Annotated in this window: 23 protein-coding genes; 8 read left to right on the top strand and 15 right to left on the bottom strand. The window is 39.7% G+C overall.

What is annotated here, in order from left to right:
• The first annotated feature begins 73 nt into the window (after nt 1-73).
• Nucleotides 74-700 (top strand): M23 family metallopeptidase, encoded by a 627-nt coding sequence (locus CBW18_RS15005; RefSeq protein ID WP_088302134.1) that lies wholly within the window; start codon nt 74-76, stop codon nt 698-700.
• Nucleotides 701-713: 13 nt separating this feature from the next.
• Here the strand turns inward: CBW18_RS15005 and CBW18_RS15000 are convergent, their stop codons facing one another.
• Nucleotides 714-1,832 (bottom strand): DUF808 domain-containing protein, encoded by a 1,119-nt coding sequence (locus CBW18_RS15000; RefSeq protein WP_253249052.1) that lies wholly within the window; start codon nt 1,830-1,832, stop codon nt 714-716.
• A gap of 29 nt (nt 1,833-1,861) precedes the next feature.
• Here CBW18_RS15000 and CBW18_RS14995 point away from each other — a divergent pair, with 29 nt between their 5' ends.
• Together CBW18_RS14995 and CBW18_RS14990 are read left to right on the top strand one after the other, a co-directional pair.
• Complete coding sequence (locus CBW18_RS14995) at nt 1,862-2,050, top strand: hypothetical protein (RefSeq protein WP_140418690.1); 189 nt, start codon at nt 1,862-1,864, stop codon at nt 2,048-2,050.
• A gap of 176 nt (nt 2,051-2,226) precedes the next feature.
• Nucleotides 2,227-2,664, top strand: a complete 438-nt coding sequence (locus CBW18_RS14990) for a hypothetical protein (RefSeq protein WP_088302132.1) — start codon at nt 2,227-2,229, stop codon at nt 2,662-2,664.
• A gap of 47 nt (nt 2,665-2,711) precedes the next feature.
• Here CBW18_RS14990 and CBW18_RS14985 read toward each other — a convergent pair whose 3' ends face one another.
• Nucleotides 2,712-3,314 (bottom strand): hypothetical protein, encoded by a 603-nt coding sequence (locus CBW18_RS14985; RefSeq protein WP_088302131.1) that lies wholly within the window; start codon nt 3,312-3,314, stop codon nt 2,712-2,714.
• 229 nt (nt 3,315-3,543) lie between these two features.
• Here CBW18_RS14985 and CBW18_RS14980 point away from each other — a divergent pair, with 229 nt between their 5' ends.
• On the top strand, nt 3,544-4,158 hold the full coding sequence (locus CBW18_RS14980) for a ferritin-like domain-containing protein (protein ID WP_088302130.1): 615 nt from the start codon (nt 3,544-3,546) through the stop codon (nt 4,156-4,158).
• An 82-nt stretch (nt 4,159-4,240) separates the two neighbouring features.
• Here CBW18_RS14980 and CBW18_RS14975 read toward each other — a convergent pair whose 3' ends face one another.
• Nucleotides 4,241-5,206 carry an SDR family oxidoreductase gene (locus tag CBW18_RS14975; RefSeq protein WP_088302129.1) on the bottom strand — a complete coding sequence of 322 codons (966 nt, stop codon included), beginning with the start codon at nt 5,204-5,206 and terminating at the stop codon, nt 4,241-4,243.
• 194 nt (nt 5,207-5,400) lie between these two features.
• On the opposite strand from CBW18_RS14975, the gene CBW18_RS14970 reads away from it, so the two are divergent.
• Nucleotides 5,401-6,579, top strand: a complete 1,179-nt coding sequence (locus CBW18_RS14970; RefSeq protein WP_172406542.1) for a M23 family metallopeptidase — start codon at nt 5,401-5,403, stop codon at nt 6,577-6,579.
• A gap of 100 nt (nt 6,580-6,679) precedes the next feature.
• Here CBW18_RS14970 and CBW18_RS14965 read toward each other — a convergent pair whose 3' ends face one another.
• Entirely contained in the window at nt 6,680-7,261 is a 582-nt protein-coding gene (locus tag CBW18_RS14965; RefSeq protein ID WP_088302127.1) for a Crp/Fnr family transcriptional regulator, read from the bottom strand.
• A gap of 201 nt (nt 7,262-7,462) precedes the next feature.
• Between CBW18_RS14965 and CBW18_RS14960 the strand changes: the two genes are divergently transcribed.
• Nucleotides 7,463-8,530: an SDR family oxidoreductase gene (locus CBW18_RS14960; RefSeq protein ID WP_088302126.1), complete on the top strand. Its 1,068-nt coding sequence runs from the start codon at nt 7,463-7,465 to the stop codon at nt 8,528-8,530.
• A 100-nt stretch (nt 8,531-8,630) separates the two neighbouring features.
• On the opposite strand, the gene CBW18_RS14955 is transcribed toward CBW18_RS14960, so the two are convergent.
• From CBW18_RS14955 to CBW18_RS14910, 10 genes are all read right to left on the bottom strand, one after another.
• Nucleotides 8,631-9,005 carry a hypothetical protein gene (locus tag CBW18_RS14955; RefSeq protein WP_088302125.1) on the bottom strand — a complete coding sequence of 125 codons (375 nt, stop codon included), beginning with the start codon at nt 9,003-9,005 and terminating at the stop codon, nt 8,631-8,633.
• Between the two features lie 41 nt (nt 9,006-9,046).
• Entirely contained in the window at nt 9,047-9,835 is a 789-nt protein-coding gene (locus CBW18_RS14950; protein ID WP_088302124.1) for a hypothetical protein, read from the bottom strand.
• Nucleotides 9,832-11,331, bottom strand: a complete 1,500-nt coding sequence (locus tag CBW18_RS14945; RefSeq protein WP_088302123.1) for a hypothetical protein — start codon at nt 11,329-11,331, stop codon at nt 9,832-9,834. The genes CBW18_RS14950 and CBW18_RS14945 overlap by 4 nt, the downstream gene beginning before the upstream one ends.
• A 7-nt stretch (nt 11,332-11,338) precedes the next feature.
• Nucleotides 11,339-12,094, bottom strand: coding sequence for a hypothetical protein (locus tag CBW18_RS14940; RefSeq protein WP_140418689.1), 756 nt, complete (start codon nt 12,092-12,094; stop codon nt 11,339-11,341).
• A 3-nt stretch (nt 12,095-12,097) separates the two neighbouring features.
• Nucleotides 12,098-15,736: a hypothetical protein gene (locus tag CBW18_RS14935; RefSeq protein WP_088302121.1), complete on the bottom strand. Its 3,639-nt coding sequence runs from the start codon at nt 15,734-15,736 to the stop codon at nt 12,098-12,100.
• A 6-nt stretch (nt 15,737-15,742) separates the two neighbouring features.
• Complete coding sequence (locus tag CBW18_RS14930) at nt 15,743-17,272, bottom strand: tubulin-like doman-containing protein (RefSeq protein WP_088302120.1); 1,530 nt, start codon at nt 17,270-17,272, stop codon at nt 15,743-15,745.
• A 9-nt stretch (nt 17,273-17,281) separates the two neighbouring features.
• Nucleotides 17,282-17,665: a hypothetical protein gene (locus tag CBW18_RS14925; RefSeq protein ID WP_088302119.1), complete on the bottom strand. Its 384-nt coding sequence runs from the start codon at nt 17,663-17,665 to the stop codon at nt 17,282-17,284.
• Between the two features lie 5 nt (nt 17,666-17,670).
• Entirely contained in the window at nt 17,671-19,020 is a 1,350-nt protein-coding gene (locus CBW18_RS14920; protein WP_088302118.1) for a hypothetical protein, read from the bottom strand.
• A gap of 199 nt (nt 19,021-19,219) precedes the next feature.
• Nucleotides 19,220-20,284: a type I restriction endonuclease gene (locus CBW18_RS14915; protein ID WP_088302117.1), complete on the bottom strand. Its 1,065-nt coding sequence runs from the start codon at nt 20,282-20,284 to the stop codon at nt 19,220-19,222.
• 277 nt (nt 20,285-20,561) lie between these two features.
• A complete protein-coding gene (locus CBW18_RS14910; RefSeq protein WP_088302176.1) occupies nt 20,562-20,837 on the bottom strand; it encodes a hypothetical protein in 276 nt (91 codons plus the stop codon).
• A gap of 238 nt (nt 20,838-21,075) precedes the next feature.
• Here CBW18_RS14910 and CBW18_RS14905 point away from each other — a divergent pair, with 238 nt between their 5' ends.
• Complete coding sequence (locus CBW18_RS14905; protein ID WP_088302116.1) at nt 21,076-21,432, top strand: response regulator transcription factor; 357 nt, start codon at nt 21,076-21,078, stop codon at nt 21,430-21,432.
• A gap of 173 nt (nt 21,433-21,605) precedes the next feature.
• Nucleotides 21,606-22,715 (top strand): ATP-binding protein, encoded by a 1,110-nt coding sequence (locus tag CBW18_RS14900; RefSeq protein WP_088302115.1) that lies wholly within the window; start codon nt 21,606-21,608, stop codon nt 22,713-22,715.
• A 29-nt stretch (nt 22,716-22,744) separates the two neighbouring features.
• Here the strand turns inward: CBW18_RS14900 and CBW18_RS14895 are convergent, their stop codons facing one another.
• Nucleotides 22,745-23,929 carry a GAF domain-containing sensor histidine kinase gene (locus CBW18_RS14895; protein ID WP_088302114.1) on the bottom strand — a complete coding sequence of 395 codons (1,185 nt, stop codon included), beginning with the start codon at nt 23,927-23,929 and terminating at the stop codon, nt 22,745-22,747.
• Nucleotides 23,930-23,991: the final 62 nt, after the last annotated feature.

Here is a 23,991-nt window from a genome sequence, read left to right as displayed (position 1 = left end):
CCTAGCAGATTAGCATAACTATATTAGTAGTTCTAGAGAAATTTTTCTTATTTTGATCTTTTATACAATGATAATGAAAATTAGCCTGATCCTGTTCTTATGCCTCTCCTTTTTACAAAATCCAACAATTGAAAAAGATAAAGATCGTTGGAAACCTTACTATACAGCTGCATCACCAAGTCAGATGGCAGATAGCTGGTATTTGCCATTTAAAGGCAGTGACCGAAAGAAAATAGCAAACATTAAGATCATCAGTATTTTTGGCGATCACCGCAACAGCTATTATAAAGGCCACATTCATACGGCTATTGATATCAATCCATCTGCATCAAAAACAAAGCTGATAGAAGTGTATGCCATGGCCAATGGGGTGGTTTGTTCCATCCACCTGGGTGAAAATCAAAAAACGGTGGTGGTAAAACACCAGCTGAAGAATGGCACCATGATGTTTACCAGTTACAAACACCTCCGCGAAGTTTATGTTAAAAATGGTCAGCCTGTAAACCAGGATACTAAACTTGCCCGTCTATTTACAAAGGAGGAAAGTAAAAAATATGGTGGAGATTATCACCACCTGCACCTCGAAATCAGAAAAAAATTTGATGATTACGGCTGTGCCAGCTGGTTGACCATGAACAAATCACAGCTTGATGAAAGATTCTATAACCCGCAGGCATTTCTAAAAACTTACCTCAGGTAAATAGAATAGCCGGTTAATTTTTAAATAAGGGAATCAGTTTTTTCACTCCTTCCGCTATACCAACAGCTATTAACCCTGCTATCAGCCCGATGGCAAATTCTTTAATCGTTGACATTAAATCAGGCAGGAAATGGTGCAAGAAATCAATATTATGCACGAAGATACCACCAGAAACCAATATTAAGGCAATGGTACCCGCAAAGCTGAGCACCTTTATAATTACCGGTAAAGATTTCACCAGTACATTGCCCAATGCCGAAAGGAATCCTTTATCATTGGAATATTTTACCAGCTTGTATCCGGCATCATCCATTCTTACAATTAGCGCTACAATGCCGTAAACGCCTATGGTAGCTAAAATAGCCACAACAGACACCGTAAGGATCTGGATAGTGATGCTTTTATCCAGTACAGTACCAAGGGCAATGATGACAATTTCTACAGAAAGAATAAAATCAGTGGTTACTGCTGATTTTATTTTGGCCTTTTCTGCTGCCTGATCATCCTGAACAACATCTTTGGCTGCCCTGCCATGCTCATGGCGATGAAAAAGAAACTCAATGATTTTTTCAACCCCTTCATAGGCCAGGTAAAACCCACCCAAAATTAAAATAAACTTAATGGCTATCGGGAAGAAAAAATTCAGCAGCAGTGCCACGGGCACAATAATAATTTTATTAATCAAAGATCCTTTGGTGATGGCCCAAAGCACTGGCAACTCTCTGGAAGAGAGAAAGCCGGTCGCTTTTTCAGCATTTACAGCCAGGTCATCTCCTAAAATGCCAGCGGTTTTCCTGGTGGCAATCTTGGCCGTTACTGCCACGTCATCCATTAAAGCACCTATATCATCTAAAATTGCGAAAAATCCTGAAGCCATATTGATCTTATCTTTTTGAAGCCTGCAAAATATACATTCAATTTTACAATACCTCGAAAGCATAAAGAGATAATTGGCAAAAATTGTTTTAAATTTCGTTTCTGGCGCTGGCTCTAACGTAATATCCATTACATCAGGAAGATTGCAAAGCCTGTTTAAGAAACATGCAAATCCGAATAATTTTTGAGCCTTTTTAGTTTCACTTCCCCATGAAAGCTGAACAATCTGATTTAAACTAAACTTTGCTTGTTGCATACTGTTGTATTTATATATAAAAGATGATCATGGAAAACGAAAAAAATAAAGCAGAAGAATCGAAAGAAAAAAAAGTTGGCGTAATCCCGGCTGATGAGATTAAAGGCAGCGATGCTGATGGTGCCTATACCGGCGATGAAGAAAGCCCCGAAGAAATGGCAAAACAACAGATCGCTACAGACGCGGCTGAAGATGATCAGAAAAGCAAGACTAAATAAGTTGCTGTCTTTCAGTTTATAAAAACGGAGTAACTGGATCTTATTCTGTTTCATTCGAAAAACAAATGCCTATCTGTTGAAATCATTTAATGCTGTTTATTTCCTGAAACATTATATTGATGAATCCTATAAAAGGGGCTTAAATAAGTGAGTAATAATTGCTACATCTATTTCATATGGACAAAATAAAAAATTTAATAGCAGGATTCGCAGGTGCTCTTGCCCTCAACATTTTACACGAAAGTTTAAAAGATAAAAGTTCAGATGTGCCCCGGATTGACCGTTTAGGGGAAGAAGCTTTAGGGCACACACTTGACTTTCTGGGCATTGGTGGTAAACGCGGCGAAAACTTATATGGCGCTACACTTGCAGGTGACTTAATCAGCAATACCATTTATTATAGTTTAATAGGCAGCGGCAATACTAAAAATGTATTCAGCAGAAGTATTGCATCTGGCTTAGCAGCCGGACTTGGAGCGGTAACGCTTCCAAAACCTATGGGACTAAACCCTAAACCTGTCGCTAAAAATAATCAGGTAAAAATACTTACTGTAGCCTATTACCTGGTTGGGGCTTTGGTTACCGCAAGTGTGATCAAAGTGATTAAGAAATAATCAACTACCGGCCGGTTAGTGGTTTTACCGGCCGATATCAATTATCTTCAAGCCATTATGCCCTTCACCAGCAATTTCCATTGCGGATAAGAGAAACCCAATCTGGCTGCGCCACCCACTAAAAAATTTCGAACATTATCAAGTGTATTTTCTGTATTTGTATTCGCCATTTCATTCCGGCCATGTTCTTCTGCCTGAACTTTTAGCTGCAACCTGCGTACAATAAAAGTTGAAGTGGCCGCATCCTGTAAAAAGTGTGCGGGTGAAGCTTCTTTTGAAAGGGGCTTTACACTCGGACGCACCTTAATGGCAAGAAAATCATCTTCTATCTGTTGTCGACTTGCAATTTCTTCGATTTTTACCCAATCGTAACCACCACCGGATGGCGCTCCTGGACCAGGAATATCAATCCGGATGTAATCTCCCTCCTGCGCTTTACGGTGAACTTCTTTTCCATATCCATCAAAAAGCTGGAACCCTGACATACCAGATCTATTGCCCCAATCATTCACATTCAATAACCGGTTACAGGCCGTAGCGAAAAAAGCAGAAGCTTCATCCATTGTTTCAAAAGTACGGCGCTCTGTTACATCAATTTCACTTCCCTCCTGCTGATCCGGGATAAGATCATCGTGCTCATTTACTTTCATATTAAATTATTTTAAGTGCTACCATGGATAAAACAACCTTTAGGAATGAAAGGTTTAATATTTTCAGGAGGGCATGCCAGTTCAACATCCCGCTTCAATAAAATAGTGAATAATTATTGGTGTATATCAATGCCTTTTTTAAGCAATCAGATTAAAATAAGATTAAAATAACCAAAACCTTATTCCAATTTAGGCAGTTCTATTTGTACATCATACTATATAAAAAACTATGGCAACTACAAAAACAACTGCTAAAAAAGCAAGTACAGGTAAAACAGCAACAGCTGCTAAAGCACCAGTCACCAAAGCTTCAACCAATAAAAAGTCAGCTTCTAAAACTGGTAAAATGGAAGATTCAGAATTTCATGAATTTTTTGTTGATGAATTAAAAGATATCTATTGGGCAGAAAAACATTTAGTAAAGGCACTTCCAAAGATGAAAAAGGCTGCAACAAGCGAAGAACTTATTGCCGCATTTGAAAAACATACTGAAGAAACACAACAACACATCCAAACGCTTGAACAGGTTTTTGAACTATTGGGCGAGAAAGCAGTGGCAAAAAAGTGCGATGCCATGGCTGGATTATTAGAAGAAGCTGAGGGCATCATTTCAGATACAGATCAAGGCACAATGGTTCGTGACGCAGGTTTAATTCTGGCTGCACAGAAAGTAGAGCATTATGAAATCGCTACATACGGTACCCTTAAAGTATTTGCTGAAAACATGGGTCATCAGGATGTGGCAGATTTACTTGATCAGACATTGGAAAATGAAAAGGCTACCGATGTGGCTCTGACTGAAATTGCTGTAAATTCTATTAATGCTGAAGCAGCAGCAGAATAATGAAAGCTTTATAAATTAGAAAAAACGGCATTTCTTTATCGAATGCCGTTTTTTTATTAAACCAGATTTCTAATGATATGTGTTATTTACCAAATATCTTAATCAAGGCGAGCACAGCAAGTGAAGCAGCCATACCTGCAATATATTTTCGATGTGCCCTGGGTTTACCTGGAATTCCCCAGCCGCCATGAACCGCATTACCAAACGGAACAGGTGCGAAGATATTTCCATTGGTGGTTGGTATTGGATCTGCCCTCTTCAGGTAACCCTTAATGACTGCGCCTGCAACAAATTGTGTGAGTGTGGGAAAAAGCCCTGCTGAAAGGCGCAGTAAAACCGATACACTTCCCACCATTTTTTCTTTTTTTGGCTGATCTGCCAGTTTAACAATGGCTTGCGCCAGGCGCTCCGGATCGTAAACCGGCGGGGAAGGTTTCAGGTATTTGCCGGTATAATTGGCTGCGTGCTGTATGCCGGGACTGTCCAGAAAAGCGGGGAAAGCATCGCAGACATGAATATCAGGATAAGCAGCCAGTTCTGCCTTAAGTGCCTGCCCAAAACCCCTTAAGCCAAACTTACTGGCCGAGTAGGCAGCACCCATCGGTACCGCTAAAAAACCACCTATAGAAATGTTATTGATTAAAATTCCTTTACCCTGCTTTTTAAAGTAAGGCAAAACAGCATGTGCGCCGTGCATGTAACCTAATAAATTGGTTTTTAATACCTGCTTTGAAACTTCCATCGGGATTTCATCAAAAGCACCTACAGCCAGTACACCTGCATTGTTTACCCAGATATCAATTCCATTTCCAAATTCATCAGCTGCAGCGGCCAGATTGATGACAGCATGGTAACCGGTTACATCTACTTCCAGGCATTTTACCTCCGCACCAAAAATTCTGCATTCTTCGGCCACCTCTTCCAGCATCTTCATATTTCGTGAAGCCAGTATTAAACGGTCTGCCCTGCGGGCAAATTGTAATGCTATTGCCCTGCCTGCTCCGCTTGAAGCGCCGGTAATGACAACGGTTCGTTTATTTATCTCCATATACCAATAACCTGCCCGGGAAAGGGATTGTTTTTGAAACCTTAAAGATGGCTGTCAAATTGATAACCAGCACAATCTCTGCCGGATGAATAGCGCTTGCCCTAAACCTCTTATGACTGAATTATAAAAAAAAGCGGATGTTGTAACCTCTTATCAAAAGATGAGGTCACAGTATAATATTTCAAATCATGATTATGCTAAACCGTAAAATTTTTTTCTTCGCATTAATGCTTTTAACAACGGTGCATTGGGATAAAATTAAAGCTCAAACCTTAGCTACAGCAGAACTAAGCCCTCCGGCCAGGCCATTTTCTTTTCCGATACAGCTGGAGATGCGCGTACCTTTTGCCCCAACTGCTTTTCGAAGCGGATCGTACAACCATTTGATTTACGAACTATACCTGACAAACTTCAGTTCAACCCCTTTAAAATTGCATCAGATAGCACTCATTGACCCCAGAGCCAGCAAAGCCAAGCCGATCATAACCTTTGATACGGCACAATTGCAGCCAATGGTTAAGCCATTAGGCGCTACGGATTCTGATAAACTTATGCTTGCAGGTGGTCAGACCGCAGTTATATACATAGAAGCCATTACAGATTTAAGGCACCCCTTTCCCGAAAGTTTGGCACACCGGGTAATAACCACGACTGATTCGCTGGAGGGTGCCATAATTTCAACCCACCAGTCGCATTTACAGGTTTTAGGCCCTCCCTTGCAGGGCAGTAGCTGGACGGCAGTAGATGGCCCCGGAAATCATGAATCCAATCACCACCGCCGTGGAAACCTTATTTTGGGCGGGCTGGCAATCAATTCCCGCCGTTATGCCATCGATTGGAAAAAATTCCGGAATGGTGTTTCTTTTGCAGGCGATTCAAGAGATGTGCATGCCTATTTTTGCTATGGTGAACCCGTATTTGCCGTTGCGGATGGTCGTATTGTAAATGCAAAAGATGGCCTTCCGGATAATATTCCGGGGCATGGTGCCGCGTTTCATCCCGCTGTTCCCTTAACTTTTGACGGGCTTGCAGGAAATACCATTGTAATTGATTTGGGTAATGGGCAATATGCACATTACATGCACCTCCAGCCCAAAAGTTTACGCATCAAAACAGGTGATTACGTCCGTAAGGGACAAATGTTGGCTAACATCGGCGCTTCAGGAGATGCCCGTGAACCGCACCTGCACTTTGAGGTTACCACCTCTGCTCATCTTCTTGTCGGAGAAGGTATACCCTATTTAATCAGCCGATATCAATTAAGTTCAGCCGGAAAACGACCTGACCAGATGCATACCAATGAACTTCCGCAAGATGGAGAAATGATAGATTTTGAGCAGCGCAAAGCTGCTCATGATAGTTCCTATAAGTAATATAATTTTGACGGTATAAATAAGATTTATTTAATTAAAATTTACATGTGGAAGGCCATCAAGCCGCTCAATCTGCCTGGCCGGTCATTCAGCTTGAAAATTACTTTCTTAAAGCCAGGTTCTTTTTAATCCGGCTAAGTGTTTCAGGTGCAATCCCCAGGTAAGAAGCAATCAGGTTTTGAGAAAGGCGTTCTGCAATTTTTGAATTTGATTCCATCAGTTCCAGATATTTTTCTTCAGCCGTGTGCGTTACGGAACTCATCAAACGGCGCTCTTTCGTAACGATGCTGTTTTGGTAAAGAATTCTAAAATACCTGTCCATTACAGGTACAGCCAATGTCAGTGCTTCATAATCTGCTTTCGAGATTAAAAGCAATTCGCAATCTTCAATGGCATCAATATTAAATACGGCAGGTTCTTCTGATAAAAAGCTGTTAAAATCAGAGATCCACCAGCCTTCCCAACCAAAAACATTCATATGTTCGTTTCCCTTCCCATCAACATTATAGGTTCTTAACAAACCTTTCACCACAAACGCCAGATATTTACAAACTTCACCTTCCTGTAAATGATATTGACGTTTTCTTAGTTTTTTAGGAGTAAAAAAACGAGATATAGCCAATCTATCCGCTTCTGTGAGCGAAACTTTTTCCTGAATATGGTTAAAGAGTATATTGAACATAGGTGATGATGTTGAAGAATGACAAAGATAATTTTAAACGCTCAACAATATGCTAAGATCATACTGAAAATAGATTTGATCCAAATCAAGGGTGTTTTTTGATACAGGTCATCGTCGTTCTGGCCACATTGATCTAAATTTGTAGAGCACAAAATAAGACCTTGCAAAATAGATCGGTCAATAAAATTTAAACAAAAAATTATGGAAAATATAGCTTTGGTAGTAGGTGCAAGTGGCATAACAGGAAGCAACCTGGCCGAAAAACTTCTTTCAAAAGGCTGGAAAACTTATGGATTGGCCCGTAACCCGAACAATGAAATTAAAAACCTGAAACCTGTTGCAGCAAACCTACTGGAGATTGATAGTCTGCGATTAGCATTAGCTGATATCAGCCCGACTCACGTTTACATCACCACCTGGATGCGAAATGAAACAGAAGCCGAGAATATTCGGGTGAATGGATTAATGGTGCGCAACATTCTGGATGTTTTGGCTGAAAAAAAATCGGTAAAGCATGTAGCATTGGTTACCGGTTTAAAACATTATTTAGGTCCGTTTGAAGCCTATGCTGCGGAAGGTTTTTTACCTGAAACGCCTTTGCGTGAAGAGCATCCGAGGTTAGCTATAGAGAATTTTTATTATGCCCAGGAAGATGAGGTTTATGCGGCAGCGGAAAGAGATGGCTTTACCTGGAGTATACACAGGCCACATACTGTCATTGGGCAAGCTGTTGGAAATGCCATGAATATGGGTACAACCCTGGCCGTTTATGCCACTATCTGCAAAGAAACAGGACGCAAATTTACCTGGCCAGGTTCGGCGGCACAATGGAACGGCTTATCGGATGTGACGGATGCCCGCATATTGGCGGAGCAATTAATCTGGGCATCAACTAACGAGGCTACTCAAAATGAAGCATTTAATATCGTGAATGGAGATGTTTTTCGATGGAGCAGACTATGGAACAAAATAGCCGATTATTTTGGTGTAGAGGCCATCGGATTTAATGGCGAGATCCACCCGTTAGAGAAAGAAATGGCCAATGATAGGGAAAAATGGCAGGAAATTGCTCAAAAATACGGACTTAAAGAAGCTTCATTAAACAGATTGGCAAGTGCATGGCATACCGATCTAGACCTTAGCAGGCCAATTGAAGTGATGACCAATATGTCGAAAAGCAGAAAATTAGGGTTCAACGTATTTCAGGATACAGAAGAAACTTTTTATGAACTTTTTGACAGACTTCGTGAAGCGAAGTTAATTCCTTAATGACCAGTTACCAATTCAATATGTTTAACGTTACCAACGCTACAGGCAGATGGCTCAATAGCGTTGGTAACTTTAGCTAAATACATGAACCTAATTGCTTTTACAAAGTTGTTCTGAATGACGTAACTGCCCCATAGGATGTGCCAGCTGAATTTACAGCATAAGCGCGAACGTAGTAAGTTGTGCCGCTAGTTAATCCGGTAAGTGTACTACCCGCAGCACTTATTCCGGAACCGTTATTGGTATAATTCGCATTTGAAACGGTAGGCACAGATGTACTTGCCGAATAGCATAAACCTTTTGATGTAATTGTACCTCCGCCATCCGTACAGCCATCAGGAGATAGCAGGTATTCTATTTCAATATGGATATTTTTATCAGCATATAGCGTGCCCTTTGGTTTCCATTGGTTTTGCGCGAGTAGTGTACCGGCAAATAAAACTAAAGAAAAGGTGAGCGGAATGTATTTAGACATGTATTATTGTTTATTATTTTTTCATTTTTATTTAAAGCCACTTAGTAAGTATCAATGGAAAGTGGCCCATTGCAAAGCGATCTGCTAAAAGGATCGCTGGATGATCTTGTGGCTACGGACTTAGCCTCATAATAATATTGGATTCCATTAGCCATGACCTTGCCGCCTGATCCGGAGAGGGCATATTGACCGGGTTGTGGAATAAATATAGATTCCCAACGGCTCCATTCACCACCGTTTTCCTGGGTGGTACGGAAGAAAAGCCTCACACTATCTGATCTTACCGTAACACTAACCCCTGTCCGTTTTTCCTCACAGCTTTCGCGTTTTGGGAGATTTTGTTGCGCTTTCGGCAGAACTTTCTTGTTAAGCAGTTGTGATCTTTTTTTGGTTTGAATCTGAGTTTTAGCATTAATACTCAACTGACTTGAATCTATCGGCTGATCTTTATTTTCTTCTTTAGCCGCAAGTTCCTCCGGTCTGGGGCTCACCTGTCCATAGGGTCCGGATGCAAGTAAAAGTCCAAGAATTAAAAGGGTTAAAGGAATGCCTGCAAAAAGACTAATCTTTTTATCAAGCTTGAATTTTTTTGTAGCCACTACCGTTCCAATCGCAGCGCCCATCAGTAATCCGAAAAAGCTCCAAATAAATACCGGAGCATTTGCGCCAGATAGACTAAAAGCATTATCGATCAATACAAAGGCATTATAAGCTACCGCAGCGAAGAAATGATGGAAAATAAGTAAAAGCATACCTGCAATTATATATTTCCATGCATGTTTGTCTTTTTTACTTTCGGGTATAATAAATGGTCTTACCGGAGGTTTCATATTTGTTCTATTTTTTTAATTCTTGGCCAGGCCAGTAATGGAACTAAAATGGCGATGATAAATATCAGGATATAAACCAGGTGATTGGAGGGAACCTGCGCACTGATGTTATTCCAAACCAGCTGTGGTTTAAGCCAGCCATTTCCGTTATAAGCCCAGGAAATTAGTAACCTGATGATGCATAAAAAAATTGTTCCTAAGCCACCATATCTTAACAGGCAAAGCATAAATGCCCGCATCGGGAATACGGTTTTAATAGCAAGCGGAATATGGATGGATTGGTAATCGGTTTGAATTTGAAGCGAAATTGTATATAAGTGATCTTTGATTAGCTTAGAAGGATCTACATTTAAATGGAAGGTAACAGACTCCTTTCCTCCCAGATCAGATAAAGTTAAATTTTTAGGAGAAATCCAGACTCCGGGAACATCCCGATCAAAGCCCACTGTTGCACGTACAAATCCTTTATTGTTCAGGCGAACGACAATTGGGTGAAAAAGTGCTTTGTTCTGAATATTAAGAAATGAGAGTTCTTCTGCAGCAACTGATAAATCCGGAATTTCCATGTCTGGTGCCAATGCTTCCAATAGTTTTTGCACCAGATTCCGGGAAAGCTCTTCACTCTTTTTTTCTGCTGCCCGAAGTTCTGTAGCGTAATTTTTAAACTTTGAAATGATTTCACCCATCCCTCTTCTTTCGAGCCAGATGGACAATAACCCATGATCAAAAGTAGCCAATAGTGGTAACCAAAAGTTAGCATCTCTTCTTGCTCTTGTTACTAAATCTCCTGGCTGTAAGAAGAGCTCGTTTTCTACATAGAAAGGATAATCCGGATCAATTGTATATACAAAATAAAGAAAATCACGAAATGATTCGCCTGCAGGTAATATATTAATGAGATCAATAAAACAACGATGGATCCAGATTTGCAGGTGCCCGGCAGCAAATGTATTGTAAATCTCACTAAAAAAGTCTTGACCTACCCAACCACGATCCAGAAGTTCTTTCACGGTAGAGAAAGACTCCTCTCCTACTTGAAATGGAAGGTTTGCATTTAACTGGTAACATATTTTAAGAAAACGCTTTTCGCTATTCCGCTCGCTGCCATGAAGTTCCATCATTTCCATGGCCAAATCAACGTTCTGATGACTGAGGTAGGTTACATTTTCTTTCAGAAACACGGCATCTTCCAGGTATTTCAGGGCTTTAACCCGGTTTTTATAGAGTACTTCGCCAAGCTTTTCCAGGCTCCTTACTTCTATTCCAAAAATATGGATAGGTCTTACCACCCGGTCCTTTCCCTGCCGTTCATCCCTTAAAGCATCCCAGTTGATGCTCAAATGAATTTCCTGTAACAGCGCACCAAACTGACGGTTATCTAAACCAAGTGTTTGTGCCTGTTTTTTTAAATGGCTTTGATCAGAATCAGTCAGGATGCCGATTTTTTCAACCAACAGGTTTCTGATGGTCTTTTTAAATGCGCTAAGTTCTTCCATTTTTAACTTATCTGAATGAAATTCTTGCCTGTTCTTTAATTTCCCACTTTCCGCCAGATAAGGTTAATAAACCCGGTGATTCATTAATGATGTTGCCAGAGGGCAGTGTATCATAATGGCAGGTTGGTTCGAGAAAATAATCAGCATTGCTTAATGCATATTTTTGTGCTGCCGGGTTGGCACTTACTTTAAAACTGGCCTTATTGGCTGAAAGGATGGTAATCTCGAAAATGGTATCATTACCTTCCCTGGTTAATAATTCTGAAGCAGAAAAACCATCTGCCAGATCTGCATAACGGCTGTAAAAGGTTTCCTGGATTTTTTGAGGTGCTTCTGGCTTATCCCAAATAACGGTGTTGCCGGCAACTTCTTCTTCAGCTTGTTTTGATAAGGCTAAGCTCATTTCTTCTTTTAACTTATCAATTTCAAATTTGTCTTCCGCTCTCAAAGAATTGCTTTCTTTTAGCTCATTTCTCAGATTTTCAATTTCATGTCTAAGCTGATTTCTTTCTTCCCTGATGCGTTTCAAATCTTTTGAAAGTTTGCCGCTTTTTTTTTGATTATTATTGTTTTTGAATAGCATAATGATGAGTAGAAGAACGATTACAGCCAACGCTCCATAGCGCATATTTGTGCTATAAAACCATGAGCTATTGGTAGAGAGGGTTTCTGCATCGGTTGTACGCTCAGTAAGTGTGAGTGCCTGTAACTGATATACTAACATCAAGAAAAAGCCTGCAAGTAGTACTATTTTTTTACACATAAGTTAAGATGGATTGGATTGCGTGATCGATTTAGACAAACGGTAAAGGGTATCTTTAAATGCATAGAAGAACAGCGATTCAGGAAGCGGCTGTTCATGATCCAGCTTGTGCAGGTCTTTCAGCACTTTTCTATAGCTGTCATACACTAATCCTTCCCCATCAAATACACCGCCATTCCATTTCAGTTCATTATAAACTGTTTTGGCATTTGTAATCTTGAAATCGCTCAGAAAGTCTACAATTTTTTTATTGGCAAGCGTACGTTCTACAAATTCATTTACATTTTTCAACACACCAATGTTGACCATATTATCCAATTCAAGGGTATCACTGATGGTTGTAGTCATGGTATCTGCATGGCCCGTTTGCAAATCTCCGGTCAGTACAAATTCCTGGTATTTTTTACGCGGATCAGCTTCTGCTGCAGAAAAATCTGCATCTCTGGGAATTTCTACGAACTGATCCTGAAGATCAGCACCAAAGTATTCGATCGTACCATTAGCTGTAATTACCTTAGGGTCTTCGTTTACATGAACCTGAAATAAAGACGGTATGCTCTGGCTGCTGTAAGCTTCAAAGAGCAATTTGGTGAAATTGTTAAGTTCTTTCTCACTTCCATTACAGAGTAATTTAAGGTATTGGCTACCTTTACCCGTGAACGATAAATACTGAGGTAAAGGATATTTTTTAGTTTCAATGATCTGGCAAATGTGGTAGATAATGGCACTATAATGTAAATACAACACAATAGATAAATTCGGATTGCCATTGGTGATGGATTCGCTAAAACCAAAGCTTTTATCGTACCTGAAAAGTAGGCTAATCAGATCATCAGAACTTAAATTGTTATCTCTCTGCGCATTCAGCAGATATTTATTATCCTTGGTTTCAATATTGTTTTCTTTCTGGAAGGTTTGATAATTGCGGATAAACCCATTGTCCTTAAGGTTTCCTTTGTAGCCACTCCCCCAAATGTCGTTTCCGGCAAAGCGAAAAGAGCTGGCTAAATACTTATCGTATCGTTTAGCGGTAGATTCCATAAACATCATGATATCTGTTGTGCCCCCGCCAATATCTACGTTCACTACATTTGCTCCGTCCTGAATGCCACTCCCATTTTTAGTCAGGAAGAAGTATGGTGCTACCGATTCCTTAATGGGCTCATCTATCGCATTAATCTTTTTCTGGTCAGCATTTGGAAATACAGATAGGTATGCTTCTTTTATAATTTTGGTGAGTTCGGTACGGGTTTTCCTGTCCATTGAAGATGGAATAGACCAGAGTACATTAAGTTCTTCAGGTTTGCAGAAATTTAGAATGGCTTTTGTTCGGATATGTAGCATAAGTTGCTTTAAAAACAGACTTACCCTGGCTTTATTGGCTATAATTTTACTTACCTCAAGGTTGTTTTCCAGAAGCCACTTTAAATTGGTGGTATATACGGCACTGTTATTTGTATTTTCTTCCCTTTCAATATTAAATCCGATATTGATGTGGCCAAAAAGCGCTGCAGCTTGTTTATCCATATTATTGAATGTAGAAACTTCACAAGTGGCTGTTTTAAAAGGGAAAGAAACGGTTGAATGTCCTTTTGATTTGATCACCCTTGGCATGAACTCTCTATTCACGGTTAGTTGGAGTGCAGCAAGTTGCCCAAAGTGATCGTACCTGGTCCCTAAATCTGCAGATGCCAAAGGCTCATTAAGCATGACCATTTGTTGATCGGCCTCATCAATTTCAAAAGGCAATGGGAGTGGTGAACTCTTTTCCTTGAAAGCGATGTGGGTATTGGAGGTACCAAAATCAATGGCGAAAGTGATGGCTTTATTTAGGTTAAGCTTATTAAATACTCTTCCTTCAAAGTTTGGAATGACGATCCCCGAGACTTCAAGTCCATTATCCTGGTAGCGAAGTTCCATATAATCAAAAGATTCTTTTAACTTATAAAATCTCGATTCTGTTAATGCCGCTCCATCTATATCCGCAGCGGTTGTGCGTTCAACTACAGTGGCTCTTAGGTGCTCTGGCTGACTATTATCGGGATATACCAGATGATCATAGTTGTAGAAATTTAAGGATTCGAGTTGAAGTTCATCATTTTTTTCTGCCAGCAGTATGGTAAAGTCGTTCAGGTAGTGATAGGCCGGATCTTTTTCGCTGATCTTGTAAAAAGGAAAAATCCCGATATCAGCCTTGCACATTTTGATCTGATTTCCTGAATAGGTTTTGGTAAACGTAATTTCCTTTACCCCTTTTTTATTTTTTATCGGCACTTTTAAGGTAACCACTACCTGGCCCGGGCTGGCATTGATCTCCAGGTTACGTTTCAAATCTTCAAAATCGAAGAAATTAAAATATTCCTTTTTAACCGGCAGCAGGAATTTAAAATCGCCCCCAACGCCAGTAAAAAACTTATTCCGGTTAATCTTAAAAGGCATTTCCATTAAATAATCCTCCAGAAAATCACCAGTGGTTAAGAATGGATAAGTCACCGTAAGTGAATCGCCTTGGGGCAATCTACGTTCAAATAGCGGGGTATGTTGCTGCAGGAAATAATTGATTCTGGTGGTTGCATCCCAAGCGGCACGCTCTTCCATGTAATCGCCAGGAAAGTTCATGCCTTCTACCAATACCAGTGGTGCTTCTACGCGGATTTGATTTCCATCTTTATCATGTTGCAGGGCATATTTCTGATTAGAAGCCTGGATCACGAAATCGCTTACATTTTTAATTTTTCTGCGTTTTACTTCCTCACTCTGGTGGTAGAAAAAAATCTCATTTACTTTGAGCAGTTTGGACCCGATTTCGGTTTTAAATGGAGAATATTCATCTCCCAGCTTTTTTGTTCCATTTGGTCCCCAATCTGCAAATTGATGTGTAAAATCAGGAAAATAACGTTCAACGGTTTTGTTAATGTATTGTCTGAGACCTGCACAATGAGCAAATCCTGCCGGATTACTCAATAGTAATTGATAAAGGTATTCTACGAAAGAACGGTCGCGTTCAAAAAGTGCACGGTGTTTATCTCCAAAAAATGGAACGCCATCACTTCCCTTTGGTACATTGGCAATTTGTTTATCGGCGATGTAACGATCCCAGTTGGGTGAAGTAAAAAACAAGGTTAGCGGAGAAGTTCCACCCATTAGCCTGTTTTCGTAATAAATAAGGTAAATGCTTTCCATTCCCGAAAAGCCCGAAGAAGTAGCTTGCGCATCAAATATCAGTGAAAAGGCTTTACCCAATAGCTGGTGAGGATGATCTGCAGGTTTACTTTTTAGGCGGTTCAGGCTTTCCTGCACCCGCCATTCTTTAAACCATATTTTTCTGCCTGTGCCAATATCAGATGAATTGGTATTGAAAAGTAGCTGGATCATGTCCAAACAATCGGAAACCAATTGATGATACACAGAAGAGCCATCCAGCCCATTCCTTTGGCTATCTGATGAAACCATTTGAAAGGCCGTATCAAAAAGTTCCATCCTGGCCATGGGCGATGGAATTGAGGTTCCGATTTTGGATGCACCGCGTTTAGACTGTGTATCGCTTATTTCGAAATTATCTACTCTGATCAATCCTGTTGGCGACCAGCATTTAATTTCGTTGGCATTATAGCCACTGTATTTTCTAAATGTATATGGCATATCCTTTTATTCAGTCATGGTTGGTAAGGCACCTAAAACGCTAAAGCATTCTGCTGCAATCTGGTTTAGTAATTGTAAAAATCTTCGTTCTTTTTCAGGGTCAGGGATGGTTTTTCTAAGCTCATCCTCCATTTTGCCCATTTTTTCGCTAATGAATGCCTGACTTAAGCCTGCATCACGCACAATACCCAAAATCTTTTTAATTGGAATGGGCTTCCCGGTTATAAATCCATTCAATGTTTCATCAAGTTGAACAGGTTGAAAACTGCGTTCGTTTAAGGCCATTTCTTTCAGCCATCCTTTAAAATGCGTACCAAAAAAGGAAGAAAGGGTTTGATAAAACAGGTCGGTATGAATATGATCTTTCAACAGGTCTTTATAGAATACTTCGCCTTGCAGTTGAGGGATACTATCCAGATAAATTTTCATGGCATAGGCAAAATGTGCCAAAGGCTTCATGACCTGTTGGCCAGACCAATTGTAGAAATGCCTGAAATCAACAGTGGCACTATCCTGAATAATACCATAATCGAAATATTTGGTTACACCGTTCAGGGCAAGTGTTTCATCTGGTTTGTTAATAAAATCGATAATAGCCGTTGCCCCGATCATCTCTACCAAATGTGCCGGATCTAGCTGTTGATCTCCACCTGCATGGTACTCATATTGCTTGGTTGGCTTATCCCATACATGGTATAGTGCATTAAGTTGCCCGGCCATGTGCTTGGCATAGTAACTTAAGGCAGCCTCTGTTTTGGCATCAAAGCTTTCTGAACTGATTTTTCCATCACCGCCTGCCTTTTTCTTCGCTTCTATTTTATAATAAGGCATTACGGTTAAGGCACCCAGTTTAATATTCCGAAGCCGGTCATCACCTTTAATGAGCTTGATCAGTTGAGGAAAACCAGAAGATCCAGTACCTCCAAAGATAGAGCTGACGATAAAAATACGATCCTGAGGATTGATGCTTTTCGCCACAAACTGATATTCTTTAAGTGAAGATAAACCATTGAAAACCACACATCCAATATTTGGATTTCCTTTAAAGCCTTCATCAAGGCGAAGGTTTAGTTCTGTATTTTCGTAACGTGGATGATCGGATGGGGTATCATCATAAAGTGCCCGCAGCATATCCATGGTCACATCACTCACCAGTTCTTCATGAGGATCAACGTATTTAATGAACGAAGTTTCCAGGTTATCAAATTTCAGCTGAAAGGAATCATCAATTTTTTCTGCTCCTTCGGTTTGTAATGAACTTAACGTGTTTAAATTGGTATTGAAAAAGCCATTAGAAAGGTCTGATCCATCTGCACCGCGTTGTGGTGAATAAGCTGTTTTACGGATCAACTTATAAGCTTCCAGTGCTTTCAGCGTTCTGGTGGTATCTGCATTTTTAGCATCTACATCAATAATCACCGGGATGACCTTGTTCGTATCGTTTAGCTTGGAACCTGCTGCCAAAAGCATGGTGAGTGCCCGTACTACCCTTGCACCAGTACCACCTATTCCGAATATAAATGTGTTTCTTATCATATCTAAAAATTAAAAGGGTGTTCTTTTGGAAAAAACAGACATTGGCTTAAGGACTATAGATAGCATGATGAATACAATTGCAGCAAATACGGCGTTCATTAGGCAGAAGCGATACATGTAACTGTCTATTTCGCCTATAATATCTTTAGCAGAAATAAAGGCGATGGCAAAGGCTGCACACATGGTCAGGATTAAGGTAAATATCCAGTGCCCGAATTTGTGAAAAATAGGTTTCCATCTGCCTAAGCATAAATAAAAGATGAGCACCACGGCTGAAACGACTATCAAGGTAATCTGCCCAACGGTTTGGTAAACCTCATCATCATATTCTGGAACTGCAGGATTGGCACCTGCAATGAGCTCATAAAGCCCTGAGAAAATAGTTAAAATCATCGCTATTATTGGTTAATTTGAAATTTTAGATCAACAAGGTTTTTACCTTCGTTATGATATGCCTCCATTACGCCATTAACCAGGTGTTCGAAGGCAAATGTTTTTTTGCCTAATTTTTTAACGCTCTTATCGTTCATGGTTGACCAGGCCTGGTACCAGGAATCATATGTTAAGGGTACACGGAGATTAAGCGTTGCCTGATCCAGGCGAAGCTGTGTGATATTCACTTTTATCACATGAGTTGCCCTTTCATAGTAAGCAATTTGATTTTTGCTTTTTAAGGTAACAGAAGGCAAACGCTCTGAAAGATCAACATTGGTGCTACAGCCACTGGCTTCAACAATTAAATGCTCACGGAGGTAACTTAACTTTTTAGCATATGGTGGCAGGGAACTTAGATCTACCGCGGCAGAAAATTCGATGGATTGATTTTTTTCCACTTCTACATTTTCTATTCCCGCGTCACTTACTTTTCCGGCCTTGATTAATTTATAATCGCCTTTCATGCCCAACTGCGTTAGGATATGATAGTTATTGATTTTTTGATCCAGCAATCCAAAATGAATTTCCTGCTCAGGTTTAAAATTTGGAATTTTGGCTAGTTTTGCATCAAACACTGGCAGAATGTTATTTTTAGCTATTACCCATACATAGAAAGGCCTTACTGTACCTTTGAGTGGAACTTTAACATTCTGATAGTCATAATATTTTCCAAAAAATGCGGAGCTAAAGGCATATAAACTGGCTGCTTGTTTTCTGCCTTTTAAATCAATGAATGTAGCATAAATATTATTTTTTAGTGTGCCAGACGCCGCTTGTCTATTGATTTCAGCATTCGCTTTTACCGCTGCATTTGGAAAGGACAAAATACAGTCAGAAACGAAGATGGAGATATCGCCATCTTTTGTCGCTTTTGCAATATCATTAAAAATATGGTGCAACTCTGAACTATTACTGAGTGCAATTTTAGTGGTTGCAATATCGCTGCTAAATCTGGTGGCTTCATATGGATAATCCCTGATACTATCGGTGATGAAGTGGATCTTTACCGGAGAGATTTCCTTATCAATTTTTACTGCGAGATCAGAAACAATTTGCTTAAATTCTGCAGATCCGGCAAAATATCCACCCATACTGGCAGAGGTTTCGAGATAGAGGTTAACCTGGCCAATTTTAGCCGGCAACGGGCAACCTCCGGGCTTAGGGCCTTTTACCTCTTTACATTTGTCTTTTTGATCGGGCACGCCATCTCCATCCAAATCCTTATTGCTATTGCAGCCGGTAAAGAAAGTAAGGGATAACAAGGCTATGAGCAATGCTCCAATAGCCCAAAACTGAGAACCTTTTGTTTTCATTTTCTTAATAAATGTGTTCCATAGTTTAAAGAATATGTCGTTGTTAATTGATGATGCCTTTCACAGGTGATTTGATCATCTTATTGAAATAAATTTTATCGGATGCTATACGCCATTAGCGGTTTGGAAGTTGAAAACCATACGCAAAGCGAACAGATTCACCTTTATCCCCTGGATGCATTTTACCGGTTTTAAACCATTATTGATACTGATCCAGCGTTTGGTGCAGTTGCCCCCTGTACTGGTAAATTTCATCAGGAGAATCAATCAGAACTTTTTCTCCGGCATCTTTACCTTTGGCAAAGGTTTCCAGGTATTTGTTAGCTGTGTTAAAGTGAAACCTGCATATGGGCTTCCTGTTATTATCATCCAGCAATACACCAAAGTAAGATTGGGTATCACGGGCGGCAATTCTTGAAGATGGAATGCGCTCACGAAGAATGGCTTTTACAATTTGAAATGCTTCTATCTCTTCTTCTGTGGTTATAATTTTGTTTTCAGATGGTTCATTAATCGGCACTACCTTGTTTTCTTCGGTTTTTTCTATTGTTTCATTAATGCTCAACGCAGATTTTAACCTGGAACTGATTGACTCATTGATGGAAAGTACAAGTGCTTTTTTGGCATACTCCTTAAAAGTGACCATTCTGTTCGCTGTGAGGGGCTTATCAAAGAATCTGTTGACCAATAATTTTACAAATTCATCAGAGGGATGTTCAATCTCGTTTTCAAATTCTTTACGAATGGATTTAATATATTTAAGACTTTCTGCTGAATCCAAAATACTTTCCAGGCTGTATTCCGTTTTGGTAAAACCTTCTAAAATTTTAATGGAACTGTCTTTCAGGTCTTCAATATCAATGGTAAAAAAAGGTTTCTCATCCATAATATTGGGTTTCTCCAGATCCATATAAAAATTATAGATGGTACCATTGGTTAACACGCCAAACCTGGCTTTAGAAACATGGTAGTAACGGTGGAGTTGTGAATTATGGGCATCGGCCTTTTCTTTCCAATGCTTACATTCAAAAATGAGGATAGGCTCTCCGTTTTTCTTAATGACGTAATCAATTTTCTCACCTTTCTTGGTCCCGATATCACAGATGTGCTCTGGGATCACTTCAGTTGGATTGAAAATATCGTAACCCAAAATCTGAATAAATGGCATTACAAACGCATTCTTGGTCGCTTCTTCAGTGTTGATCTGGTCTTTTAATCCATTCACACGCTGGTGTAATTGTTCGAGCTTTAATTTCAGTTCCATTCTATAGGATAAGTTTGTTTTAACTAATGGTGATTATCCAAAAGTAAACAGCTAACTCAGCCTTTTCTTACGGGAAACCGTAAAGCAACTGCAATGTTTAATTTACATTACAGGTCATGAAAACTATACAATCAATACGTCATTTCCTATAGAAATAAAAAAACCAAACCTTGTGGGTTTGGTCGATTTTAATAGCAAATAGATCTATATTTTACTGGTAGATTTAATAAGATGATGAGCTAAAGTATTAGACTATACATCTGCAGTTTACAAGCAGTTAATCGGATGGAGCATCATCATTAGCCGTGTTGGGCATATTACCTGCATGTCCCGGATTACCTTTTTCAGGATCTGCACGGGCTTCTTCTGATCCAAAATCACCCTCACCTACCTCACGACTTAAAAACTCCGCATCACTTTGTACTTCATTTACTTTACTATGCTCATTACTGCGGTGACGCGGCACCTGGTTATCAGGCATATTGGAACGATCTGCTGATTGATCTGACTTCGGGTCTTTTAAGTTTTCATTATTTCTTTCCTGGTTTTCCATATTCATAAGTATATAATCTTACAACATATTAATTTGCCGGAGGTTTTACTTAAATGCGTAGTCGTTAAGAAAGTAACCAGACACATGAAAAGAAAATTGAGGTTTTGGAAAGCCACGGCAGTTCAATTGGTTTACAACGACGCACCTATGCAGAAGCGTAATAAAATAATACTTGGAATAATTTATCATATTTCTAAACTAATCCTTATTATAGCTGTTATAATACTTTAATATACATATGGCTAAAATATTTGTCCTGGAAGATGACAGGGATATAAGGGAAGTAGTGGAGTGGATTTTAATGTCAGAGGACTATGAAGTCGTTTTATTTGAAAATGTGAATGATTTTATGGGGAGAGATCTGGAAGAATCACCTGATCTTTTTCTCCTTGATGTAATGTTGCCTGACGGATCAGGACTGGAAGTATGTAACCACCTGCGATCAGAAAGTTTACAGGGCAACGTTCCTATCATCATCATGAGTGCACATGCCAGCCTAGAGCAGGTAAGTAGTGGCTGTAAGGCAGATGCATTTATACAAAAGCCTTTTGAACTTGATTTTTTCCTGAATAAAATCCGCTCATATATTCATTAACGGACCTATTCCAGCTGTATATTTTACTAACCGTCCTGCCATAAACTGTCAGTTTTAAATCTGCTGAACATTTTATCTTATGTAATAAATCAGATAGAATAGTATAGCCAAATGGATATAAAATACATTTTTTATTATCTTGTAGCTACTATATTTACTTTAATTCTCGCTCCATGCCCAGTAAAACCCAGCAGATTAATACACTCATTGAACTGAATGATGAATTGGAAAATTACTTTCGCAATACGATTATTCCGCAGCTGTTTGTAGATGCCAATCTGATTTTACGAAAATTTACACCTCCTGCCATGAAACAATTTAAGCTTCATCAGGAGGATATCGGAGCATCTATTCATAACGTGAAGGATAATTTCCGTTTTCCAACCATCATCGAAAACATCGAACATGTCATCAGTACAGGATCACTTTTGGAAAAGGAGATTCAAACTACTGATATGCGCTGGTACCAGATGAATATATTGCCTTATCTGGTTCAGAAAGAAAATAAAAATAATGGTGTAATCATCACATTTGTAGATATCACTTTGAGGATCCGTGACCTTAAGGAACAGGAAAAACTGATCATGGAGCACGAACTTTTACTGGATACCATATCGCATGATATTAAAACACCATTAACCAGTTTAACCCTTACCATTGAAATGCTGAAAAAAGCCCCGGAAAAGAGTACAATTAAATTTCCGGTTTTGCTTGAAAAAATAGAAAACGGTCTTCTAAAAATAAAAGGTATTGTGATCGACCTGACAGATTCTAGAAGATCAGACCAGCAGTACAAAACTGCTGAGGAACTGCTGGATATAGAACAAATACTGGAAGATGTACGACTAACTTTGGCGCCGCAGATTTTAGAATCAAAAGCGACCATACATTGGGAAATAGCACAATCCGAAATTTTATTTGTCCGCCGGAAACTTAGAAGCATGCTCTACAACCTGATTAATAATTCAATCAATTACAGGGATAAGCAGCGTCTTCCTGAGATCTATATTAAAACCTTTTTAGAGGATAATTATTTTGTAATCTCAGTCGCAGATAATGGTGTCGGAATTAAAAAGGAGGATCAGGATAAAATATTTACAAAATATGAAAGACTTTCAAAAGATGTGGAAGGCACCGGGGTTGGCCTTCACCTGGTCAGGGAAATCGTAATGCTCTCCGGTGGAAAAACGGTAGTGGACAGTGAACCAGGAAAGGGAACTACTTTCAAAATTTACCTTAAGCAGCAACAGAACCATTCTGCTGATCAGTCACCAGCTTCATAAAATGCAAAAAAAACACTTATCCCCTTTTGTTAACTGGGTAGCGAAATGATAAAGGAAGTGGAATCCACATCAGATTCTACACGGATGCTGCCACCATGGGCCAATGCAATTTCCTTTGCAATATAAAGACCGAGGCCTAACCCCTCCTGTCCGGATTTTACCTTTCCCCTAGAAAATGGTTTAAAGAGATGAGGCAGGATATTCGCCGGGATTGGTGTACCTGAATTGGAAACAACCAATATTTTCTCGTGCTCAGATTCGCTCATCCTTACCCATATTGGTTTACCTGCTTCTCCGTGTGTAATGGCATTTCCCAATATATTTGAAAGTAATTGTGCAATTCGCTTATAGTCTGCCCTCGGTTCAGAAGATAAAGTAACATTTTTTATAATTTCAATTTCCGGCCATGCCATGCGCAGCTCTACAATTACCTGGTCAATGGTTTCATTCAGGCTTAACTGATTTTCATAATTGAGTTTAATGCCGCCACCCAGTCTGCCACTTGCAAAATCAAGAATATTATCGATCAGTCCTTTAGTGCGTGTGGTTGCATCATGAATAATGGCGGCCAAACGCTTATTGCGCTCGTCGAGTTCACTTCTCAGCTGCAACTGTACGGCATTGGAGATCGCATTTACCGGATTCCGGAGATCATGCCCAAGCATCGCAATAAACTGCTCACGGGTTTCCGCATTGCGCTTTTCAACCTTCAGTACACGCTTACTTTCCGCCAGTTCATCCTGCGAATCCAAATGAAACCCGATCAGTTCCGAGAAGAGACTGAAGGTCTTAATCACTTTAGAGTTATTTACCTCCTTTGGTGTACGGTCAATGGCGCAAAGGGTACCAAAAAAATCACCGTTTCTTAAAATAATAGGAACCGAGATATAACTTTGCAAGCCGTATACTTTAGGGGTATGGTGATCCTTATATGCCGGATCTTCATTAAAATCATCAACGGCAACCACCTGATGATGATACATAATCTCATTACAAATGGTGGTTTCAAGGTCAAGGGATCCGCCTGCTTCCAAACCAAATCCAATCATATCCTTGGTGGCACAGGCCACCCAGAATTTTTCACTTACACGTGCAATAGCAGCAAAACCCATTCCGGTAATTTCACAGGCTACCTCCAATATGTTTGCTACAGAGGGGATGCGCGAAACCCGCTCTATATCTAATCCAATGCTTGATTTTTCTTTTTTACTCATTCACGATCTTTAAAAGGAGACTGCTCTTTCTCCAAAAAAGTGTAGTAAAGTTAAAAAAATCC

The sequence above is a fragment of the Pedobacter sp. AJM genome (assembly GCF_002197755.1).
Classification (GTDB): domain Bacteria; phylum Bacteroidota; class Bacteroidia; order Sphingobacteriales; family Sphingobacteriaceae; genus Pedobacter.
Note: the sequence above shows the minus strand (reverse complement) of the source record. Positions and strands in the feature narration are given on the sequence as shown.

Coding starts and splice junctions, on each gene's coding strand:
- CBW18_RS15005 (WP_088302134.1), top strand. CDS start 74: ATGAAAATTAGCCTGATCCTGTTCTTATGCCTCTCCTTTTTACAAAAT.
- CBW18_RS14975 (WP_088302129.1), bottom strand. CDS start 5,206: ATGGAGATAAATAAACGAACCGTTGTCATTACCGGCGCTTCAAGCGGA.
- CBW18_RS14895 (WP_088302114.1), bottom strand. CDS start 23,929: ATGAGTAAAAAAGAAAAATCAAGCATTGGATTAGATATAGAGCGGGTT.
- CBW18_RS14965 (WP_088302127.1), bottom strand. CDS start 7,261: ATGTTCAATATACTCTTTAACCATATTCAGGAAAAAGTTTCGCTCACA.
- CBW18_RS14970 (WP_172406542.1), top strand. CDS start 5,401: ATGCTAAACCGTAAAATTTTTTTCTTCGCATTAATGCTTTTAACAACG.
- CBW18_RS14985 (WP_088302131.1), bottom strand. CDS start 3,314: ATGAAAGTAAATGAGCACGATGATCTTATCCCGGATCAGCAGGAGGGA.
- CBW18_RS14930 (WP_088302120.1), bottom strand. CDS start 17,272: ATGATAAGAAACACATTTATATTCGGAATAGGTGGTACTGGTGCAAGG.
- CBW18_RS14960 (WP_088302126.1), top strand. CDS start 7,463: ATGGAAAATATAGCTTTGGTAGTAGGTGCAAGTGGCATAACAGGAAGC.
- CBW18_RS14950 (WP_088302124.1), bottom strand. CDS start 9,835: ATGAAACCTCCGGTAAGACCATTTATTATACCCGAAAGTAAAAAAGAC.
- CBW18_RS15000 (WP_253249052.1), bottom strand. CDS start 1,832: ATGCAACAAGCAAAGTTTAGTTTAAATCAGATTGTTCAGCTTTCATGG.
- CBW18_RS14925 (WP_088302119.1), bottom strand. CDS start 17,665: ATGATTTTAACTATTTTCTCAGGGCTTTATGAGCTCATTGCAGGTGCC.
- CBW18_RS14940 (WP_140418689.1), bottom strand. CDS start 12,094: ATGTGTAAAAAAATAGTACTACTTGCAGGCTTTTTCTTGATGTTAGTA.
- CBW18_RS14990 (WP_088302132.1), top strand. CDS start 2,227: ATGGACAAAATAAAAAATTTAATAGCAGGATTCGCAGGTGCTCTTGCC.
- CBW18_RS14910 (WP_088302176.1), bottom strand. CDS start 20,837: ATGGAAAACCAGGAAAGAAATAATGAAAACTTAAAAGACCCGAAGTCA.
- CBW18_RS14920 (WP_088302118.1), bottom strand. CDS start 19,020: ATGAAAACAAAAGGTTCTCAGTTTTGGGCTATTGGAGCATTGCTCATA.
- CBW18_RS14980 (WP_088302130.1), top strand. CDS start 3,544: ATGGCAACTACAAAAACAACTGCTAAAAAAGCAAGTACAGGTAAAACA.
- CBW18_RS14935 (WP_088302121.1), bottom strand. CDS start 15,736: ATGCCATATACATTTAGAAAATACAGTGGCTATAATGCCAACGAAATT.
- CBW18_RS14905 (WP_088302116.1), top strand. CDS start 21,076: ATGGCTAAAATATTTGTCCTGGAAGATGACAGGGATATAAGGGAAGTA.
- CBW18_RS14945 (WP_088302123.1), bottom strand. CDS start 11,331: ATGGAAGAACTTAGCGCATTTAAAAAGACCATCAGAAACCTGTTGGTT.
- CBW18_RS14915 (WP_088302117.1), bottom strand. CDS start 20,284: ATGGAACTGAAATTAAAGCTCGAACAATTACACCAGCGTGTGAATGGA.
- CBW18_RS14900 (WP_088302115.1), top strand. CDS start 21,606: ATGCCCAGTAAAACCCAGCAGATTAATACACTCATTGAACTGAATGAT.
- CBW18_RS14995 (WP_140418690.1), top strand. CDS start 1,862: ATGGAAAACGAAAAAAATAAAGCAGAAGAATCGAAAGAAAAAAAAGTT.
- CBW18_RS14955 (WP_088302125.1), bottom strand. CDS start 9,005: ATGTCTAAATACATTCCGCTCACCTTTTCTTTAGTTTTATTTGCCGGT.